This is a genomic window from Bacillus sp. XF8 (genome assembly GCF_017498755.1).
GTDB classification, from domain to species: Bacteria; Bacillota; Bacilli; order Bacillales; family Bacillaceae_G; genus Bacillus_A; species Bacillus_A bingmayongensis.
In genome coordinates this window covers 1-20,870 of record NZ_JAGDQK010000025.1, presented here as the reverse complement: position 1 = coordinate 20,870, position 20,870 = coordinate 1, and the positions used below count along the sequence as shown (strand labels likewise).

Annotated in this window: 21 protein-coding genes, 2 riboswitches and 1 other annotated feature; of the genes, 17 read left to right on the top strand and 4 right to left on the bottom strand. The window is 35.2% G+C overall.

The window, feature by feature from the left end; genetic code table 11:
* The first annotated feature begins 386 nt into the window (after positions 1-386).
* Positions 387-487, top strand: a riboswitch (TPP riboswitch).
* 101 nt (positions 488-588) lie between these two features.
* The 5 genes from J4P91_RS16400 to J4P91_RS16380 all read left to right on the top strand — a co-directional run bounded on the left by J4P91_RS16400 (position 589) and on the right by J4P91_RS16380 (position 5,355).
* Positions 589-909, top strand: coding sequence for an MTH1187 family thiamine-binding protein (locus tag J4P91_RS16400; RefSeq protein ID WP_017154062.1), 321 nt, complete (start codon positions 589-591; stop codon positions 907-909).
* Positions 881-1,657 carry an ABC transporter permease gene (locus J4P91_RS16395; RefSeq protein WP_207994972.1) on the top strand — a complete coding sequence of 259 codons (777 nt, stop codon included), beginning with the start codon at positions 881-883 and terminating at the stop codon, positions 1,655-1,657. Before J4P91_RS16400 ends, J4P91_RS16395 begins: the two co-directional genes overlap by 29 nt.
* Positions 1,654-2,652 carry an ABC transporter substrate-binding protein gene (locus tag J4P91_RS16390; RefSeq protein ID WP_207994971.1) on the top strand — a complete coding sequence of 333 codons (999 nt, stop codon included), beginning with the start codon at positions 1,654-1,656 and terminating at the stop codon, positions 2,650-2,652. Before J4P91_RS16395 ends, J4P91_RS16390 begins: the two co-directional genes overlap by 4 nt.
* A complete protein-coding gene (locus J4P91_RS16385) occupies positions 2,649-3,398 on the top strand; it encodes an ABC transporter ATP-binding protein (RefSeq protein ID WP_207994970.1) in 750 nt (249 codons plus the stop codon). Before J4P91_RS16390 ends, J4P91_RS16385 begins: the two co-directional genes overlap by 4 nt.
* Positions 3,399-3,813: 415 nt before the next feature.
* Positions 3,814-5,355, top strand: a complete 1,542-nt coding sequence (locus J4P91_RS16380; protein ID WP_207994969.1) for an ABC-F family ATP-binding cassette domain-containing protein — start codon at positions 3,814-3,816, stop codon at positions 5,353-5,355.
* 99 nt (positions 5,356-5,454) lie between these two features.
* Here J4P91_RS16380 and J4P91_RS16375 read toward each other — a convergent pair whose 3' ends face one another.
* The gene (locus tag J4P91_RS16375; RefSeq protein ID WP_207994968.1) at positions 5,455-5,772 is read right to left on the bottom strand and encodes a hypothetical protein; all 318 of its coding nucleotides are present in this window, start codon (positions 5,770-5,772) and stop codon (positions 5,455-5,457) included.
* Positions 5,773-6,011: 239 nt separating this feature from the next.
* A riboswitch (SAM riboswitch) is annotated at positions 6,012-6,125 on the top strand.
* 85 nt (positions 6,126-6,210) lie between these two features.
* On the opposite strand from J4P91_RS16375, the gene J4P91_RS16370 reads away from it, so the two are divergent.
* The 3 genes from J4P91_RS16370 to J4P91_RS16360 are packed head-to-tail and all read left to right on the top strand — an operon-like array spanning position 6,211 to position 8,719.
* The gene (locus tag J4P91_RS16370) at positions 6,211-7,023 is read left to right on the top strand and encodes a MetQ/NlpA family ABC transporter substrate-binding protein (RefSeq protein WP_207994967.1); all 813 of its coding nucleotides are present in this window, start codon (positions 6,211-6,213) and stop codon (positions 7,021-7,023) included.
* A gap of 12 nt (positions 7,024-7,035) precedes the next feature.
* Positions 7,036-8,076: a methionine ABC transporter ATP-binding protein gene (locus J4P91_RS16365; protein ID WP_207994966.1), complete on the top strand. Its 1,041-nt coding sequence runs from the start codon at positions 7,036-7,038 to the stop codon at positions 8,074-8,076.
* Positions 8,051-8,719, top strand: a complete 669-nt coding sequence (locus tag J4P91_RS16360; protein WP_017154054.1) for a methionine ABC transporter permease — start codon at positions 8,051-8,053, stop codon at positions 8,717-8,719. Before J4P91_RS16365 ends, J4P91_RS16360 begins: the two co-directional genes overlap by 26 nt.
* Before the next feature lie 42 nt (positions 8,720-8,761).
* Here J4P91_RS16360 and J4P91_RS16355 read toward each other — a convergent pair whose 3' ends face one another.
* Positions 8,762-10,786 carry a glycosyl hydrolase family 18 protein gene (locus J4P91_RS16355; RefSeq protein ID WP_207994965.1) on the bottom strand — a complete coding sequence of 675 codons (2,025 nt, stop codon included), beginning with the start codon at positions 10,784-10,786 and terminating at the stop codon, positions 8,762-8,764.
* Between the two features lie 375 nt (positions 10,787-11,161).
* On the opposite strand from J4P91_RS16355, the gene J4P91_RS16350 reads away from it, so the two are divergent.
* The 6 genes from J4P91_RS16350 (at position 11,162) to J4P91_RS16325 (ending at position 14,528) form a co-directional block, all read left to right on the top strand.
* Positions 11,162-11,533 (top strand): DnaJ family domain-containing protein, encoded by a 372-nt coding sequence (locus J4P91_RS16350; RefSeq protein ID WP_207994964.1) that lies wholly within the window; start codon positions 11,162-11,164, stop codon positions 11,531-11,533.
* A 10-nt stretch (positions 11,534-11,543) separates the two neighbouring features.
* Positions 11,544-11,858 (top strand): thioredoxin family protein, encoded by a 315-nt coding sequence (locus J4P91_RS16345; protein ID WP_207994963.1) that lies wholly within the window; start codon positions 11,544-11,546, stop codon positions 11,856-11,858.
* A gap of 14 nt (positions 11,859-11,872) precedes the next feature.
* The gene (locus J4P91_RS16340) at positions 11,873-12,127 is read left to right on the top strand and encodes a hypothetical protein (protein ID WP_207994962.1); all 255 of its coding nucleotides are present in this window, start codon (positions 11,873-11,875) and stop codon (positions 12,125-12,127) included.
* A gap of 195 nt (positions 12,128-12,322) precedes the next feature.
* A complete protein-coding gene (locus J4P91_RS16335) occupies positions 12,323-12,907 on the top strand; it encodes a TetR/AcrR family transcriptional regulator (RefSeq protein WP_017154049.1) in 585 nt (194 codons plus the stop codon).
* A 64-nt stretch (positions 12,908-12,971) separates the two neighbouring features.
* On the top strand, positions 12,972-14,213 hold the full coding sequence (locus J4P91_RS16330; protein WP_207994961.1) for an MFS transporter: 1,242 nt from the start codon (positions 12,972-12,974) through the stop codon (positions 14,211-14,213).
* Positions 14,214-14,276: 63 nt separating this feature from the next.
* Positions 14,277-14,528, top strand: coding sequence for a helix-turn-helix transcriptional regulator (locus tag J4P91_RS16325; RefSeq protein ID WP_207994960.1), 252 nt, complete (start codon positions 14,277-14,279; stop codon positions 14,526-14,528).
* A gap of 77 nt (positions 14,529-14,605) precedes the next feature.
* Here J4P91_RS16325 and J4P91_RS16320 read toward each other — a convergent pair whose 3' ends face one another.
* Positions 14,606-15,889: an MFS transporter gene (locus tag J4P91_RS16320; protein ID WP_207994959.1), complete on the bottom strand. Its 1,284-nt coding sequence runs from the start codon at positions 15,887-15,889 to the stop codon at positions 14,606-14,608.
* Positions 15,890-15,997: 108 nt separating this feature from the next.
* On the bottom strand, positions 15,998-17,311 hold the full coding sequence (locus J4P91_RS16315) for an alkaline phosphatase family protein (protein WP_207994958.1): 1,314 nt from the start codon (positions 17,309-17,311) through the stop codon (positions 15,998-16,000).
* 304 nt (positions 17,312-17,615) lie between these two features.
* Between J4P91_RS16315 and J4P91_RS16310 the strand changes: the two genes are divergently transcribed.
* From J4P91_RS16310 to J4P91_RS16300, 3 genes are all read left to right on the top strand, one after another.
* Complete coding sequence (locus J4P91_RS16310) at positions 17,616-17,900, top strand: YesK-like family protein (RefSeq protein WP_279538641.1); 285 nt, start codon at positions 17,616-17,618, stop codon at positions 17,898-17,900.
* Between the two features lie 104 nt (positions 17,901-18,004).
* Positions 18,005-18,214, top strand: a binding site (T-box leader).
* 44 nt (positions 18,215-18,258) lie between these two features.
* Positions 18,259-19,689, top strand: coding sequence for a proline--tRNA ligase (gene proS, locus J4P91_RS16305; RefSeq protein WP_207994956.1), 1,431 nt, complete (start codon positions 18,259-18,261; stop codon positions 19,687-19,689).
* Positions 19,690-19,945: 256 nt separating this feature from the next.
* Positions 19,946-20,870 (top strand): SH3 domain-containing protein (locus J4P91_RS16300; protein ID WP_207994955.1); only part of this gene is annotated, 925 nt, incomplete at its 3' end.

Genomic DNA, 20,870 nt, shown 5'->3' with positions numbered 1-20,870 from the left:
TTTTTTTAGTAGTTTTTGTTTATTATTCTATAAAGAAAAACTGTTATAGTAGTAAAAAAAATTGAATGCAAATAGATAATCGGAGAAAACGTAAGATTAATAATGAATTATAATTATAACAAATGAATTTATATTCATTTGTTAGAAAAAAAGAACTTTTTTTGTGTGTTTCTTAACAAGAAGCTTTATTAAAAAAGTATTGGAAGGGGCGATTTAGTTATCTTGCTTCATTTATCCTGCATTAACGGGCAGTAAGACCCCAACTGATTAAAGTTTCACTTTATGTTCTAACAAAGTTATTTTAAAATGTAATCTAATAGAACAGAAGCAATGTCTTCTGTGTTATAAGTTTGTTTGAAAAAATAAATCATGCTACAATGAAAACGAATTAAGGACCGGGGAGCCAATTGGCTGAGAGGATGTAAAAAGCATCGACCCTCAACCTGATCTGGATAATGCCAGCGTAGGGAGTTACTTAAAGTGATGTAGCATATGTTATTCTATAATAACTTGCATACAAGGCTTTCCTACGTGATGGTAGGAAAGCCTTTTCTTTTTACAAACATATTTTGCAAGGGGGATTTTAATATGTCACAACAAGTTACAATTTCATTTTCAGTAGTACCGCAAGCAAAAACGAATGATGTATATGCTGTTGTTGATAAAGCAATTGAAGTCGTACAACAATCGGGTGTTCGCTATGAAGTAGGTGCGATGGAAACAACGCTAGAAGGAGAATTAGACGTGCTTCTTGATGTCATTAAGCGTGCACAACAAGCTTGTGTCGATGCTGGAGCAGAAGAGGTTATTACTTCTATTAAAATCCATTATCGTCCAAGTACTGGTGTAACGATTGATGAGAAAGTTTGGAAGTACCGTGATGAATATGAAAAACCAGAAACGATCTAACATAACAATTACAACGATTTGGCTAATCCTTCTCATTGCTATATGGGAAGGAGTGGTTACATTATTTCAAATTGAGTCGTGGATTTTACCAAAGCCTTCTGCGATTGTCCAAGAGCTAGTTGGAATGAAAGATTTATTGTTACCAAATACAATGCAAACACTGCAAGAAGTTGTAATTGGTTTGTTTTTTGCGATTTTACTTGGAACAAGTATTGCAATTATTATGGATGTTATTCCGCTATTTCGCATTTTAATTAATCCGTTACTCGTTATTTCGCAAACAATTCCGATTGTGGTGCTAGCACCTCTATTTATTATTTGGTTTGGATATGGAATGTTGCCAAAGGTAATGGTCGTTATTCTTGTCTGCTTCTTTCCAATTGCTCTTAGTATTTTAGAAGGTTTTCAAACCGTAGATAAAAACATGCTCAAGTTATTAAAAACAATGCGTGCGACAAAATGGCAAACCTATCAAAAGGTGAAATTTCCAGCTGTACTTCCATACTTTTTCTCAGGGTTAAAAATTGCCGTTACATATAGCGTGATGGGAGCGATTATTGGGGAATGGCTTGGTGCGAGTGAAGGATTAGGTGTCATGCTTACGCGCGCAACAAAATCCTTTTTAACAGCTCGTGTATTTGGTATCGCAGCAATTATCGTAATGGTGACATTGCTCTTGTATTTTATCGCAGAATTTATGGCAAGACTAACAGCACCATGGATATACAGAAAGGACGATAAAAAATGAAAAAAGGACTAAAAGTGATGCTAGCGGCTTTACTCGCAGCCAGTGTTGTTGGTTGTAATGCAGCAAAGAAAGAAGAGAGTACAGATACAGGAAAGAAAGTAAAAATTGTTTTGGACTGGTTCCCAAATACAAATCATACTGGTTTATATGTAGCGAAGACGAAAGATTACTATAAAAAACAAGGTTTAGATGTAGAAATTATTCAGCCAGGTGATAACGTATCGGCAGAGCAAATGATTGCTTCAGGAAAAGCTGATTTCGGTGTGAGTTATCAAGAAAATGTAACATCGGCTCGTGTTGAAGGAATACCGGTTGTTTCGATTGGAGCAATTATTCAGCATAACACGTCAGCGTTTGCATCACTGAAAAAAGATAATATTACTTCCCCGAAAGATTTTGAAGGAAAGCGTTATGGGGGCTGGGGGGCACCAGCAGAAGAAGCGACGTTAAAAACAATTATGGATAAACATCAAGCTGATTTTAGTAAAGTAGAAAAGATTGTTCTTGGACAAACAGATTTCCTTAAATCGATTGGTCGCGATGCGGATTTTGAATGGATTTACTATGGTTGGGATGGCATTGAAGCGAAACGACAAGGAAAAGAATTAAATACAATTATGGTAAAAGATTTAGATCCAGCGTTAGATTTCTATAGTCCTGTCATTATTACAAGTGAAAAGCATACAAAGCAAGATAAAGATTTTGTGAAAAAGTTTATGAGTGCAACAGCAGAAGGATATAATTTTGCAATTAAAGAGCCAAAAGAAGCTGCTGATATTTTAATTGAAAATGTACCGGACATTAATAAAGAGTTAGTACAAGAGAGCCAAAAATGGTTAAGTACGAAGTATCAAGATGATGCGAAAGCGTGGGGAGTACAGAAGGAAGAAGTTTGGACGAATTACATGAATTTCTTACATGATAACAAAGTTATTAAAAAGAAAATTGAAGTAAAAGATGCCTTTACAAACGAATTCCTTCCAAGTGAAAAATGAACGGATTACAAATAAAAGATGTTGTGAAAGCATTTGATGGGAAAAATGTACTAGAAAAAATTAGTGCTTCTATACAAGAAGGTGAGTTTGTCTCGTTCGTAGGCCCAAGTGGTTGCGGAAAAAGTACGTTATTAAATTTAATTGCGAGTGTTGAAGAGGCGACTAGTGGTGAGGTGGTCTATAATGATACCCTTGTTCAAAAACAAGATATTGTAAGTTATATGCCGCAGCAAGATTTGTTACTTCCATGGCGCTCAGCACTGCAAAATATTGTTCTTCCACTAGAAATTGAAGGGAAGCCAAAGAAAGAGCGACTTACAGAAGGAATGGAAGCCTTAGAGCAGTTTGGTCTAGCTGAATATGCAAATCATTATCCAGATGCATTATCTGGTGGTATGCGTCAGCGTATTAGTTTTCTTCGTACCTATTTATGTGAAAAGCCGATTATGCTACTTGATGAACCGTTCGGTAAGTTAGATGCATTTACAAAAATGGAAGTACATCGTTGGCTTTTAAATTCGTGGCATCAAGAGAAGCAAACAATTGTGATGGTAACGCATGATCTAGACGAAGCAATATTATTGTCTGATCGTGTATTTATCATGTCTCAAAGACCAGCAACAATTGTAGGTGAGGTGAATGTTAACTTACCCCGTCCTCGAACGATGGAAATGTTAACATCTCTTGAGCTGAAAGAAGATAAAGCGGAGATTTTAGGAATATTGGCTCCTTATATGCAGAAGTAATAAAAGTCTCTTAACAATTTTTGATATAATAATTGTTAAGAGGCTTTTTGTTTGAAAAAATTTTTTAATGAAAAAGAGGAACAAAAAGATTCATAACGAATAAAATATAAGAGCATGGTACATGCTTATTATAAGACAATAATGATTCATAAAGGAGTGAAAGGATAAGATGACTTTATCGACTGTTCTTCAAATGGTTTTAGCTTGATATGGGAGAAGTCTGCCCATTTTTAAAGTTTAAGCCAAATTGAAGACAGCAGGTAAAGAGCCTTAATCCTTTTTTACGATAATAAATTGTAATGGGTAAGGTGTGTTCACCTTACTCATTTTTCATGTATACACAATTCAATAAGATCTTTATTTTGCTGTTCTCTCTATTTGGCTTGTTAGTTATAAAGAAAAGGAGAGAACAAAAATGAGTGTATTAACAGTAGAAAATCTTACGCATACGTATGGAGATAAAACCATTTTATATAATGCTTGTTTTCGATTATTACAAGGTGAGCACGCCGGGCTTGTTGGAAGTAATGGTGCAGGGAAATCAACGTTACTTCGTCTTTTAACTGGAGAAGTTTTGCCTGATGGAGGGAAGATTGAATGGTTTCCACATGCGAAGGTGGGATTTTTAGAGCAGCATATTGATTTACAAGAAGGGATAACGATTGAAGAATATTTACAAAGTGCATTTTCTCATCTGTATACGATTGAACGTGAAATGATAGTCATTGCTGAAAAGATGGCAAAGGAAGCAGAGTTAGAGAAGCTATTAGTACAATATGGAGAATTACAAAATATACTAGAGGGTTCAGATTTTTATCAAGTTCATACAAAAATAGAGGAAGTAGCAGCCGGTTTAGGCTTGTTAGACTTAGGTATGAAAAAAGATGTTTCAAAATTAAGTGGTGGTCAGCGTACAAAGTTATTACTTGGAAAGCTTCTCTTAGAGAAGCCACATATCTTATTGCTGGATGAGCCAACAAATTATTTAGATACGGTTCATATAGATTGGCTAAGAGCGTATTTACAAGCGTATGAGCATGCTTATATTGTCGTTTCCCATGATGAATCGTTTTTAAACCATATTACGAATGTTATTTATCATTTAGAAGGGCAAACAATAAAGCGCTATACGGGGAATTATGAAAGATTTTTAGAAAGTTACCAATTGCAGAAGCAACAATTACAAGCAGCTTATGCAAGACAGCAAAAGGAAATTGCAAATTTAGAGAGTTTTATTCAAAAAAATAAAATCCGAAAAGCGAAGCAGGCAAAAAGCCGTGAAAAAGTATTAAAAAAAATGGAAATAGTTGAAAATCCTGACGGTGCACCAAGGCCGCGTTTTCATTTTCAAGTTCACACTGAACCTGTGAGTCGTATATTACAAGCGGAAAAAATACAATTTGGTTATACAGAAGCATTATTTCCATCATTTGATTTACAAGTAAAAAGGGGCGAAAAAATTGCGATTGTTGGTCATAATGGAATAGGAAAAACAACGATGTTAAAAACGTTACTAGGACAACTAGAACCATTAAGTGGGGCAGTTCGTATTGGAGAGAAAGTAAAGCCCGCATATTTTGCACAAGAAGAATTTGCTACAGAAATTACACCACTTGAGCAAGTATGGTCAAGACGTCCAGATATGACGCAAAAAGAAATTCGTCAATCTTTAGCAAGATGTGGTTTAAAAGAAGAGCATATTCGACAGCCTCTTTGTTTTTTAAGTGGTGGAGAGCAAACGAAGGTACGTTTATGTGAACTTATGTTAATGCAGAGTAATGTCTTAATTTTAGATGAGCCAACGAATCACTTAGATGTGTATGCGAAAGAAGCATTAAAAGAAACACTAGCACAATATAAAGGAACCATTTTACTCGTTTCTCATGAGCCTTCTTTTTACGAGTCTTGGGTGACTCGAGTTTGGAATCTAGAGGAAATGGATGTTACTAAAAAATAAGAGAGCTATTTATTTAGGAGCATCATGGGAAAGGCATAAAATATTTTAGTGAGAAAATTGCGAAAGCAGCTACATGTTAAGTAGCTGCTTTCAGATTATTTACTGGTTTACTTGTAATCGTTCTTGAATGAATAATAGTAATTTAACAATACTGTCTTCCGTATAAATATCAAATTTTTGGCGATGAAATTCACCATGTTCATGATAAAAAATAAGTTCGCCTTTCCCAGCAACTTCATTTATCAGCATATGAAAACTAAGTGGTGTTGCTACGATAGAACCGTTATCATCTCGTAAAAGGATTTGGCATAGTGTTCCTTGTTGTCCCTCTTCATATAAAAAGTCGTAATGAAAGGATTGGGATAGTTTTTCTATCTGAGATAATAGTAGGGTTTGTATAGCATTTTTTTCCTGCATACAATATAGCCTCTTTTCGTATATAAGTATAAAGTATTTACTTTTATTTAGTATATTCATTATGAGGATAACTTGTATATGGTTATCAATCAGAAACTTTGATAGTATCTCTAGAAATGGTTACTAGCTGAATTGATTTGTTATTTGTAAAAAGTTTATATTCAGAAAAATATGATTGACAAAATTTTTTGTAAGATTTACTATTAGTACCATAACTTTTGGAAAATTTAATACAGATACTCTTATCCAGAGTGGCGGAGGGACTGGCCCTATGATGCCCGGCAACCGAGCTTATGAATAATAAGCTAAGGTGCTAATTCCTGCAAAACGATTTTCGTTTTGGAAGATAAGAGAGGAGCTTATTTTGTCTATTCGACACCTCTCTTATTTGAGAGGTGTTTTTTGTTTAAGAACAGATATATTGAGGGGGAATTTTATATGAAGAAGTTGGTGCTAAGTATTGTAAGTGGAGCGGTATTATTATTAGGCGCATGTAGTGCGGATTCGAATAAGGAAGCAAAAGCGCTAGATGAGAAAAAGGTTACAGTTGGTGTAACGGGGGGACCACATGAACAAATTTTTGAAAAAGTAAAAGAAGTAGCGGCAAAAGATGGATTACAAGTTGATTTACAGATATTTAATGATTATGTAGCGCCCAATGTATCGTTAGACGAAAAAGATATTGATGTGAATAGCTATCAAACGAAGTCCTACTTAGATGTATTTAAAGCAGAGCGTAATATGAAATTGACAGAAGTGTTTTCAACGGTAACATTCCCGATGGGAGTATATTCTAAACACTTAAAAGATGTAAAAGAGTTAAAAGATGGAGATGCAATTGCTGTACCAAATGATCCAACGAATGAACTTCGGGCATTAAAATTATTTGAAAAAGCAGGTGTTTTAAAGGTTGATCCAAAAGCAACAGAGAAAGCAACTGCAAAAGATGTGATTGAGAATCCGAAGAATTTGAAAATTGTTGAGTTAGAGGCGTCACAATTACCAACGCAGCTAGATGAAGTGAAAGCAGCAGCAATTAATACGAATTTTGCATTAGGTGCGAAACTAAGTCCAGCTAAAGATTCTATTTTCCGTGAAGGAAAAGATTCACCATATGTAAACTGGGTGGTTGTTCGTACAGAGAATAAGGATGATGCAGCTGTAAAAAAATTAAAGAAAGCTTATCAGTCTAAAGAAGTAAAAGAGTTTATTGAGAAAAAATTTGATGGTTCTGTTTTGCCGTCTTGGTAGGAGCTGACTATAATGATTGAATTGAAAAATGTATCCAAAGTATTTACAACAAAAAAAGGTAAGGTTGAAGCTCTTAAACCAACTTCTCTTAAAGTAGAAAAAGGAGAAGTGTTTGGAATCATCGGATATAGTGGTGCTGGTAAAAGTACATTAATCCGTTGTGTCAATGTATTAGAAAAGCCAACAACAGGAAATATCATTGTAAATGAAAAAGATTTAACAAATTTGTCTACAAAAGAGTTAGCGAAGGCGAGACAAAAAATTGGGATGATTTTTCAAGGATTTAATTTATTAAAAACAGTCAATGTTTATGAAAATATTGCATTACCTTTACGTCTAGCTGGGATTTCAAAAACTGAAATTGAAAAAAGAGTAGAAAAATATTTACGTATTGTTGACCTTTTTGATAGAAAAGATGCATATCCAAGTGAGCTTTCTGGTGGTCAAAAACAACGTGTTGCGATTGCGCGTGCACTATCCTATGAACCAGAAGTTTTGCTAAGTGATGAAGCGACAAGTGCATTAGACCCAGAAACAACGGATTCTATTCTAGATTTGTTATTAGAAATCAACGAGAAAATAGGCATTACGATTTTGCTAATTACACATGAAATGAATGTAATACAACGTATATGTGATCGAGTTGCTGTAATGGAGCATGGGGCTGTGATTGAGAGTGGCACAGTAAAAGACATTTTTACAAATCCACAACATGTAACAACGAAAAAATTTGTGAACAGCGCTTTTGCAGCCAAAATTCCAGAAGAAGTACAGAAAGAGCTAAAAAATACTGGAGAGATTGTAACACTCTCGTTTATAGGGAACTCTTCAGGAGAACCAGCATTGGCTGTTGCTACAAAACGATTTCAAGTGTATCCCAATATTTTATCCGGCAATATTACACAACTAAAACATGAAGCGTATGGTAAGCTCGTTGTTCATATGCAAGGTGAAGAAAACGAGATACACCGAGCTTTAGTATTTTTACAGGAACAAGGGATCATTGTAGAAGGAGGTAGGGAAGAGTATGGGAAACAAGTCCTTTTGGGATGAATGGGGTAAGATGATATGGGAAGCAACGATTCAAACATTTCAAATGACATCAATTTCACTACTTATATCAATTATTATTGCATTACCACTAGGAGTAACACTTGTTTTAACAAGGCCTGGTGGTCAACTAGAGAATAAAGTTGTATACCCTATTTTTAATACAATTATTAATGTCATTCGTTCTATTCCATTTATTATTCTATTATTCTTCATTCTACCGTTTACAAAGCTGATTATGGGGACTTCAATTGGTGTGAAAGGTGTGATTGTACCGCTTGTTGTATTTACAGCTCCCTATATTGCACGTTTAATGGAAACAGCTTTACTAGAAGTGGATCGTGGTGTAATTGAGGCATATCAAGCGATGGGGATTTCTACTGTGAAAATTATTTGGCACGTTATGGTTAGAGAAGCGCGTCCATCTCTTGTGCTTGGCTTAACGATCGCAACGATTGGACTAATAGGTGCAACGGCAATGGCTGGACTGGTAGGTGCAGGTGGACTTGGAGATTTAGCATATCGATTTGGTCATTTACGGTATGAACCGGAAGTTATGTATGCAACGGTCTTTATCTTGATTATTCTTGTTCAAGGATTACAGTCTTTAGGTAATGGGATTGCTAGAAAATTAAAGAAAGATTGATAAAAGACGATATCTCAATAAAGAAGAGATATCGTCTTTTATTTAGTTTCCAGATATCACAGCATTTAGAATCTCTGCTGGATTTCCTGTCCCAGCACCACCAATTGTAACTGTTCCACCAGCAGGAATGTCACCATTCCATCCTGCATTCGTAATAACATAGTGGTTATTTGTATTACTTACAAGTTTAGAGTCCCAAACTTGTGTTAAACTTCCGTTGTAATCAAATTCTAAATTCCAATTTTTAATAGGGATTGTTCCTGTATTTTTAATTGTAATAGAGAAGTTGTAGCCATTTCCCCAGTTTGAAGTAACTGAAAATGTCACATTACCATTTCCCCCTGGTGGAGTTGTACTACCATCATCGGTTTTGACAGTAATAGAGGACGGTTGTGATTGATTACCAGCCGCATCTTTTGCGACAATTGAAAAAGTATATTCTGTATTTGGTTTTAAATTTTTAATCGTAATGCTATTCGTAGTTGCTGTCCATTTCTCAGTCCCAGAGGTTATTTCATATTCTGTGATACCAACATTATCAGTAGATGCAGTCCAAGATAATTGGACTAGATTTGAATTCTTATTTGTGACTGTAATATTTTTCACATTTGTTGGGGCTTCATTATCTTTTTGGTTAATAGGTCCACCTAGTAATTCTGTAACTAACGTATCAAGCAGTTTTGGGCCACTACAACTATATCTTGGACTGGTGCGACAGTCACCGCTTAATTCCCAAAACATTGCCCCACCCAAACCTTTTGTTTTTATATAATCCGTTTTATATTTCATAGATTCATTGTCATCATAGCTTATAAATGTTCCAGTAGCTTCATTATATAAATATGGAACTTTAGCAGTGTCGTTCCAGTATCGAACAAAGCCGTTTTTATTTACGTAGTTAGCTGCCAAATCACCATAATCATATACACCTGTATCTCCTGTAGAATAATCATCCCAAGTTCCTTTAGAAGCTAGTTTCCCATCACTTCCTGGTTTACAAGGTTGATATTGTCCGTTGTTATCTTTTCCGCAACTTTTCCAGCCACGACCATAGAAAGGAACACCTAATACAATTTTATCGGCTGGTACACCTTCGCTTTTATAAATTTCAACAGCTCCATCGACATAAAACTTTGTACCAACTGCTGGGTCTTTAGGATCTCCGTATAATGCAGCATTATGATTAGAAGTTGTATCCCATCCGCCGTGAAAATCATATGTCATGATGTTAATCCAATCCACGATTTGGGAAACCTTTTTCAACTCTGTATGATCAGCGTAGCTCTGACTTGCCCCTGACGCAATTGTTAATAAATATTGTTTTCCATCTTCAGAGCCTGCTTTATTTAAAGCATTTCGGACATCGTGAAGGAGTAATGTGAAATTTTGCTTATCCTCAGGACGATAACTTCCTCCTGGTATGGTTTCAACGCCTGGATACTCCCAATCTAAATCTACACCATCAAAACCATATTCACGAATGAAGGCGACTGCAGATTCTGCAAATATTTTCCGTGTTTTTTCATCGGCAGCTACATCAGAAAAACGATTAGACCACGTCCAGCCTCCAACTGAGATAATTGTTTTTAAGTGAGGGTACTTTGCTTTTAGACGTTTCATCTCACCGAAGTTTCCGCAGCGAGCATACTTGTCGCAATCTTCCCATGTTGTACCCGAGCCTGGAAAAGATTTATTAACATCGGCCCAAGGTTCGCCTAGCACAAGAGTACCATTTGGTACCTCTTTATTTTGCAATGGTACACTAGATTCTTTACAGGACCATGTTTGTTTATTAGGATTGTCAGGATGTGTAGAAGGATTCCCGTGTTTGCCATTCCAGCAAATATCAGCAAAAGCATAGTTCAAATGAGTAAGCTTTGATGCATCGATGTCGGCAACTTGATAATTGCGGCCATAGATACCCCAAGAAGGAAAGTATCCAATAATCTTTTGATTTGTTTTGGAGGAGTCTGCTGATACAAAACTAGGAGTGATAAAGTTTGTAAGAAAAAGAGGTAGGAAGAGTAGTAGAGATAGGAACAAGAATGTGATTTTTTTTGACCTCATAATCATTTCCCCTTTCTAAATAAAAAGATATATTTAATGGCTATTGCCAATAAATCAAAATGAATCTAGACGTAAAAATGTCTAGACTACCGAAACGAACAGATGTCACGAAGTCTATACAAGTAAGGGAGATTGATTACATCGTAACAAATGTAAGATTTTGTGTAAACGCTTTATTTATACAGAAAGGATTTTCTCAATTATAAGAATAGCTATAATGCGAATTATATATATATATCTAGTCAAATCGATTCAAAAATTTTAATTTAGAGGATAATTTGAGAAAAAATTGTTTGAAGTTATTGTTTCATATCATAGCAGCGATATGAAATTTCATGTAAAATAATAGTAAAAATATGTAAGGGAGGGAATGAAGTGGATGTTTTCTTAAGCATTGCTGAAGAAAGAATTCGTCAATCAATCAATAATGGTGATCTTGATGACCTTCCAGGTAAAGGGAAACCACTGCAATTAGAAGACCTTTCAATGGTACCTCCAGACCTAAGAATGAGCTACAAAATTTTGAAAAACGCTGGTATGATTCCGGCAGAGATGGAATTACAAAAGGATATATTGAAAATAGAAGATTTAATAGCTTGTTGTTACGATGAAACGGAGAGAGCAAAATTAAAAGAAGAGTTAACAGAAAAAACGCTTCGATTTCAACAGTTAATGGAGAAGAGAAAAATAAAAGGAAATTCAGCATTTCGTATGTACCAAAATCAAGTGTTTCGTAAATTACGCTAAGAGGGGTAACATGAGAAAATTTCAAATGATAGAAGAATTAGTAGCATATATTGAAGAGCAAAGGTTATTACTTTTATTCATAAAAACCGAAAATTGTGGTGTTTGTGATGTGATGTTAGAGAAAGTAAATCACTTATTGAAACAATATCATGCTGTAGAAAACATTGTAATATCACTACAGGATATGAAAGAAATTTCAGCGAAGTATTTAGTATTTACAGCTCCAACCATTTTATTATTTCATGAAGGAAAAGAGATACTTCGTGAGTCAAGATTTATTTCCTTAGAGAAGATAGAACGATCATTACAGTTATTAAAAAAATAAAGGAGGTATTTGATATGGGATTTGTAATAGCGGCATTATTGTTTTTAGTTTTAATTGGAATGATTGTAAAATCAATAAGATCGAATAAGCGGAAAGTAAATCTTTATAAAACAGGTAATGGTGATAGTACGACAACTACAGCTACTTCTACACCATTTTTCTTTGCAGGATCTGATAGTGATAGTTCAAACGAATGTGGGAGTTCTTTTGGAGGAGATAGCGGTTTTTCGGGTGGAGATGGTGGTAGCTGTGGTGGCGGTGGAGATTAATGAGAAATACGCTCTTTATGGGCGTATTTCTTTTTAAACAAACGTTTGATTAGTTGGCTTGAACCCGTATAGAATCAGCTAAACAAACGTTTGTTTAAGTGTAATGTATTAATAAATAAGGAATATAGCCTCTTGTAAAAGAGGTTTTATATTTGCTATTATTAGACTGAGCGGTCGGTTTTGTGAGGTGTGAACATGAGAAAAAGTGCAGAAGAGATAAAAAAAGAAATAGCGTATCAAGCAGAAGAGTTGTTTTCACAAAAAGGATACGCTGCAACATCTATGGAAGATATTTGTGAAATTACTGAACGTAGTAAAGGTAGCATTTATTATCATTTTAAAAGCAAGGAAGAATTATTTTTATTTGTAGTAAAACAGCATACGTATGATTGGCTTGAAAAATGGAATGAAAAAGAAAAGCAGTATCGTACGAGTACTGAAAAATTATATGGGCTTGCTGAGTACCATGTAGAGGATACACAACATCCTATTTTTAGCGCAGTTGAAGAATTTTCTATGAGTCAAGTTGTAAGCAAAGAGATTCTAGATGAAATGCTTGTTTTAGCAAGAGCATCATATGGTGTTTTTGAGAAATTAATTGAGGAAGGCATAAAATCTGGAGAATTCCGTCAAGGAGATATCCGGGATCTTATGTATATTGTGAATGGTTTACTATCTGGGCTTGGGGTACTTTACTACGAGTTAGATTCTGCAGAAATGAAGCGAATTTACAAAAAAGCAATTGATGTATTGCTACAAGGAATGGCAGCTGAATCATAAATCAGCAGCTTTTCTTTCACATTAAAATAGACTGAACGGTCGGTTTATAAAAAGGAGGAATAACATGAAAGATTTACTCAAAAATCGAGCATTTACGCTTGTTATGGCGTCTGATATTTTGCAGCAGTTTGCGATTTGGATTCGGAATATGGCACTTTTGTATTTCATTATGGAGCGAACAAATAATGATCCCGTTTCAGTTTCATTATTATCAGTTATGGAATACGCACCTATTTTTATTTTTTCATTCATTGGTGGTGCGCTAGCAGATCGTTGGAATCCTAAGAGAACGATGGTAGCTGGAGATATGCTAAGTACGTTATCTATTATAGGGATTGTTTTACTGCTAAAAATTGATTATTGGCAGGCTATATTTTTTGCAACTCTTGTTTCAGCAATTGTTGGACAATTTTCTCAGCCTTCATCGTCACGAATATTTAAACGCTATGTAGAAGAAAAACATGTTGCAAACGCAATTGCAGTAAACCAAACAGTGCAGTCGCTATTTATAATTTTCGGGCCAGTTGTAGGATCGATTGTGTATACGCAGCTGGGACTGTTTACTTCACTATATAGCTTAATTGGATTGTTTGCGTTATCGGCTATTACTCTTTCGTTTTTACCAAGATGGATAGAAAAAGAGAAGCCTGAAAGTATCTCATTATGGAATGATATAAAAGAAGGATGGAGGTACGTCCTTCAAACAAAAAATTTATGTATGATTACAATTACTTTCGCGATTATGGGGTTAGCGGTAGGATTAACAAATCCATTAGAAATATTTCTTGTTATTGAACGGTTAGGAATGGAAAAGGAGGCTGTTCAATATTTAGCAGCAGCTGATGGAATAGGTATGCTAATTGGAGGCATCGTTGCAGCAGTTTTTGCTTCAAAAGTACATCCGAAAAAAATGTTTGTGTTTGGCTTGCTAGTATTGGGGATTTCCTTTCTCGTAGAAGGAGTATCTACATCATTTTGGATTACTAGTTTCATGCGATTTGGAACGGGAATTTGTTTAGCCGCTGTTAACATTGTTGTTGGAACGCTTATGATTCAGCTCGTACCGGAGAATATGGTAGGACGTGTAAATGGTACAATTTTACCACTTTTTATGGGAACTATGCTAATTGGAAATTCACTAGCTGGGGGATTAAAAGAAGCGACATCACTTATTATTGTATTTTGTATAGCGATGTCACTTATTCTACTCGCGATTTTACCAATTTTACGTATGAGAATAAATGAAGAAGCCAGAAATAAAAAAGAGGATGGAAATCAAAAGGGGCTTACGGATTCTTTGGTGTAGGAATTTTACTAGAAAAGGGGCGATTTACGCTTCTTTTTTGTATGGGAATTTTTTGACAACTCCATGTACCAAATATATACTGATGTTGTAAAAACGATTTTACAGGTTAGGAGAAAAGATGTGAAAAATCAAATTTACGAATTGCGCACTGAAAATAATATTTCACAAGGTGCATTAGCTGATAAATGTAAAGTTTCAAGACAGACGATAAATGCAATTGAAAATAATAAATATGATCCAAGTTTAGCACTGGCATTTCGTTTAGCTGAAGTGTTAGGGACAACGGTTGATAAATTATTTTTGTATAAGCAGTAGAGTTTTTAGTGGTGAAACGATATTGATAGAATAATAAAAAAATGTCCCTTTCTGTATGAAGAAAGGGACATTTTCTATTATAGTGTTTCCGACTTTGGAGCAGGTGGTGTAACAGAAGTTGCATTTTCCGGTACTCGTGTTAGTATGAATCCACCTATTATGAATAAAACGATAATACTTAGTACACCAGCATTTGTTTTTCCTGTTAGTTGAGTAGTCACACCAACTAATACTGGCCCCATAATAGCTGCGAACTTACCGAAAATATTATAGAATCCGAAGAATTCATTTGCTGATTCTTTCGGCACAAGCTTTGCAAAATATGAGCGACTGAGTGCCTGAATTCCGCCCTGAGAAGTTGCGACAAGCATTGCTAAAATCCAAAAGTCGAGTGTTGTTTTTAAGAAATAAGCGTATGCACAAATAATGATATAAATAATAATACCAACATATAGCATTTTTTTGCCTTTGAACGTTTCAGATAGTTTCCCATACAGTAAAGCGAATGGACAAGCAACAATTTGTGTTACAAATAAAATAATAAGTAGGTTTGTCGCACTAATACCAAGGTCTGTTCCATAAGCTGTGGACATTGTAATAATTGTATCGACGCCGTCAATGTAGAAGAAATAAGCAAGTAAGAACAAAAATACAGTACGATATTGACGGATATTTTTAAATGTATGAGCTAAACGCTTAAAGCTCATTGTAATTGGTTTTGGATGACGTTCAATATAATGTGTTTGTTCCACATTTTTGAGCATCGGAATCGTAAATAATCCCCACCAAAGAGCTGTAATTGCAAAGGAAATTTGACTGGCAATACCAACTGATAATGGGATTGTTCCTTTTTGGGAAAGGATAATAAGAGCAATACAACCGATAAAGGGAACTGTACTTCCGATATATCCTAATGCAAAGCCACGAGTCGAAATTCGGTCCATTCGATCTTCTGTTGTGACATCTACTAAAAATGCATCATAGAAAATATTTGCTCCAGCAAATCCAACTAAAGCGAGCATATAGCAACCTAGTAGTAAGTACCATTGTGATGTAGGTACAACTGCTAGCATACTTGTAAATATAATACCGAGTCCAAAAAAGAATGTGAAAAAGCGTTTTTTAAAACCTTTATAATCGGCAATTGTACCAAGAATAGGAGCGAGAATAGAGATTAGAAGTGTAGAGAAAGAATTTGCATATCCCCAAAAAGCTGTTGAAGTTGCTCCAGATAGACCTGCTTCTTTTGCAGCAGCTTTGAAATAAATAGGAAATAGTGCAGTTGTAATGACGAGCGAGTATACCGAGTTTGCCCAGTCATACAATATCCAGCTTTTTTCTTGTCTGGACATTTTTTTCATATAATGTTCCTCCTTATAGTCGTTCTAACATTAGTGTACAAAAATAAAAATAGGAAAAAGAGAAACAGAGGTAATTTTTACATGATTTTTACATATATACATATTTATTTACAATTGAAGTAAATCCTCTATTACAGTTCCGTCGGTTTCACCAAGATGTAATCCGAGCAACCGTGCAATGGTAGGTCCTTCGTCAATGAGACGCATATATGGAATGACCGCACCTGGACGAATGCCTTTTCCAGCAGCCATGAAGATGGTCTCATAGTTTGGTTTTGTTGGAGAATATCCATGCGTACCAAACGTATATTTTTTACTGGAAGTTACATCTTTTTCCGTGATTTCTTTTATAAACTCTCCTGTATAGTTTTGGGTAAAGTAATAGCCTCCCCTTGCCTCAAGCATAAAAAGGCAATTTCCATCAGCACCCCGTTCTTTTGCATCTTCATCATGAAGGATAAATTCGATTCCATTTTGTTTATCTTGAAGAAGTTCTTCAAGAAGCTGTTGGACAGTTTGTATAGTTTGGATATCATTTTTATCCTTTACATGTACATAAGCAGAACCATCACAGCTTTGACAATAGGCTTTCCAAGCTGTTAATTTTCCACTTTGATTTACTGAAATTAGTCCTTTTTGATGGAAAAGAACATTTAATTGAATAGTCTTATTCTCGCTTAGAGCGCTATGATCACCGAGAGCAATAATTGTACTTTCTTCATATATACCAGTGTCTTTTAATGCTTTGATAATCTTCCCGAGTCTTTCATCGTGCCGCTGAATAGATGCTGTTGTTTCTGGGGAAGAAAATCCATGATAATGCCTTTGTGTATCTAAATCTGTAAAGTGAACAAGCATGACGTTAGGTTTTTTCGTTTGTATGGTATGTACAGCAGAGGCGAGAACAAAATCATCCAGCTCAGGCTGTGACAACCCGTTTCTAATATGACCAAAACGACGATTTAAATCTAGTTGATACAGCGAGCTTCCACTAAATAATGAAACAAGAATTTGATTTTGCCACGGTCTGTTTGGAAAGATTTCAGGTAAGTTGTAGTCAATTTTTGCTCTCCCTGTAACAGGCCATAGAAGGGCAGCGGTTGTTAAATTTGCTTTTCGTGCCTCGTCATATAATGTCGTCCCTTTAATAGAACGGCGATACCAATGCCAATCCGGTGATTCCCTGCCAGGCTGAAGTAATGTATTGCTTACAACACCATGTTTGTTAGGATAGTTACCAGTTACAATAGTGGCGTGACTTGGATATGTTACAGAAGGATAAATAGCTTCTACTTTTTTTGCAATTGCACCTTGTTCTATTAAAGATCGAAAATGAGGAAGTTCTTGTAATATAGGAAAATCTAAAGCTGATAAACAGTCAAAAGATAAGACAATTACATGATTTGTTAATGGCTTTCCCATTGTATATACCTCCTGTTATCCCGCATTAACGGGCAGTAATACTCCCACCTCAAAATTCTGCGAAAGCAAAGAAGTTAGGTGAGAGATAAACTGTCCGTAAAAGCCCGATTGGTGAGGGCTAATAATCAGTGGGGGATGGAGAAAACCTCCACCGATTAAAGTTTCACTTTATATAACTTATTATTATATATTACTATTAATACCTAGTTATAAAAACTTGTTTTTGAAGAAAGTTTATTGTTTATTTTTAGAATTTTAAAACATATAATAAATTATAAGGAAATGAATGGAAGGAGGGAATGGGATGAATGGGTTTGAAGTGTTTTTTATAATTGGAGCTGTAACAATTCTCATTGTATTTGCTGTTTCATTTTTATTAAAGAAGCAATTTCCAAAGAGAGCGTTTGATATTATATTTGCACTTATTTTAATTCTTCTTTGTTTAGCTTTCTTTCCTTTTACTATCTTCGCTATTGGAGGATGGGATGGAATGGGTTATGGCATTGCATGTTTCTTTGTTTTAGTGGGAACAATCATCGGTATGATTACTCATCAATTTGTAAAACTCTTTCGGGAAAATTATGTGTAAATTCAGTATAAAACTGAAAAAAATGAAAAGAATATATAAAAGTAAGAAAATTAACTATTGTTTTAAAATAGAATTTATATTATGATATTCAACAAATTTATTTCGTTATAACGATGAAAAAGGATTAGTACATGTCACACCTTTTTTGTAGAGAGAGAATCCGTTTGGCTGGAAGATTCTTAAAAAGGCGATATGGAACCTACCTTTGCGTTCTGCATATGCAGCGGGAAGTTCCCGTTATCAAAAAGAGAGCATGTACAATTTATTTGTGCATGAATCAGGGTGGTAACGCCGGCAAAAGCTCGGTCCCTATTTAGGGGACGCGGGCTTTTTTTATTTTTTAAAGGAGGGAAAGAATATGGCGAAAGAACAAGTACAAGCTATTACAAAAATGGAAGAAGACTTCGCGCAGTGGTATACCGATATTGTGAAGAAAGCTGAACTTGTTGATTATTCAAGTGTAAAAGGGTGTATGATTTTACGGCCATACGGATACGCATTATGGGAAAATATACAGAAAGTAATGGATGAAAAATTAAAAGCATCTGATCATGAAAATGTGTATATGCCAATGTTTATTCCAGAGAGCTTACTGCAAAAAGAGAAGGATCATGTAGAAGGATTTGCACCTGAAGTAGCATGGGTTACACATGGCGGGGATGAAAAATTAGCAGAACGACTCTGTATTCGTCCAACATCTGAAACGTTATTTTGCGAACATTTTTCAAAAATTGTCCAGTCTTATAATGATTTACCTAAATTATATAATCAGTGGTGCTCAGTAGTACGCTGGGAAAAAACGACGAGACCATTTCTTCGCACAACTGAATTTTTATGGCAGGAAGGCCATACAATTCATGAAACGGCAGAAGAATCTCAAAAAGAAACATTAAATATTTTGAATTTATATGCTTCTTTCTGTGAAGATTACTTAGCAATTCCAGTAATTAAAGGACAGAAAACGGAAAAGGAAAAATTTGCAGGGGCAAAAGCAACATATACGATTGAAAGTTTAATGCATGACGGAAAAGCACTACAAACAGGAACATCTCATAATTTTGGTACGAATTTCTCTGAAGCGTTTGATATTAAATTTTTAGATCGTAATGGAAAATGGCAATATGTACACCAAACATCTTGGGGCGTATCAACAAGAATGATCGGTGGACTTATTATGGTTCATAGTGATAATAACGGGCTAATGATGCCACCAAAAGTAGCACCAGTACAAGTTGTTATTGTACCAATTGCTCAGCATAAAGCAGGTGTGTTAGAAAAAGCAAGCCAGCTGCAAGGAATTGTTCAAAAAATTGCACGCGTAAAAATAGATGCTAGCAATAAAACGCCAGGCTGGAAATTTAACGAGTATGAAATGAAGGGCGTTCCAATTCGATTAGAAGTTGGTCCAAAAGATATAGAGAAGAATCAAGTGGTACTTGTTAGACGCGATACGAAGGAAAAAGAGTTCGTATCAATAGATCAATTAGAAGAGCGTATTACATCATTACTTGATGAGATTCACAATTCTTTATTTAATAAAGCAAAGGTATTTCGTGATGAAAACACATATAGTGTTACAACCTTTGAAGAAATGAAGAAGGCGGCTGATGAGAAGCAAGGGTTTATTAAAGCAATGTGGTGTGGTGATCTAGCTTGTGAAGAAAAATTAAAAGAAGAAGTTGGAGTCTCGTCACGTTGCATACCATTTGAGCAAGAAGAATTAGCACAAGAATGTGTATGTTGTGGTAAAAAAGCAGAGCATATGGTGTATTGGGGAAAGGCGTATTAATTATGTAAGTTTTCAAATAGACCTTTATCTCGGATTTGCAAAATTTGGGGTAAAGGTCTATTTATATATTTGTTTAATTGTACAGTATGTATTTTTAGGATGGAGTTATGTTATTTTCATTATTTCACTCGTTTTCTACGAACAAGTAGAATAATACCAAAAAGGAATGGTGGCCGATGTGTTAAGATTAAATAGTAATTTGAGTTTAGCAAGGGAGGATTGAAGAATATAACATTGTTTATATTCTAATGAATAGATGAAGCAAACAACAAAACAAATCATAACAGGTACATTTTTAGCAACTGCAGCATCTCTTGTTTCCACAAATGCTTTTGCACAAGATGAAAATTCAGCGACAGTGAATGCAACGAATTTAAATATACGTGAACAACCGACAACGCAAAGTAAAGTTGTAGGGAAAGTAAAGCAAGGGACGACAGTACAGGTTTTAGGAAAAGAAAAAGAGTGGGCTAAAATTTCTCATGATGGAAAAGAAGGCTATGTCTCATTACAGTTTTTAAAGATGAAAGTATCAGAGCCAAATGTTGAAACGAAACAACAACTAACAATTAATAGTGAACAAAAAGAAACGGGTGTTGTTACAGCGACACGTTTGAATGTAAGGAATAGTCCTGTTTTGGGAAATTCAATTATTGGGCATGTTACAAAAAATGAGAAAATTACAGTTTTAGGTAAAGCAAATGGTTGGGCAAAAATTGAGTATAAAGGAAAAGAAGGTTACGTTTCTTTAGAGTTTTTAAAATTTGGAGAAGTAGTACAAAATATAACGGCACCTCAGACCGACCAACCAACAATCAATAATGGGACACAGGAAAGTGGAATAATTAATGCAACCAGTCTACGAGTAAGAAACCAAGCAAACGCAAGTAGTGCAATTCTAGGAAGTTTGAAAAATGGCGAGAAGGTAACGGTCCTAGGAAAAGCAAATGGTTGGGCAAAGATTAGTTATAAAGGAAATGAAGGATACATATCACTAGAGTTTGTGAAATTAGAAGGCGGAAAGCAAGAAGAAAAGCCGGGTAATATTACAAAGGGCGTACAAGAAACGGGAACAATAAACGCAACCAGTCTGCGAGTAAGAAGCCAAGCAAACGCAAGTAGTGCAATTCTAGGAAGTTTGAAAAATGGCGAGAAGGTAACGGTCCTAGGAAAAGCAAATG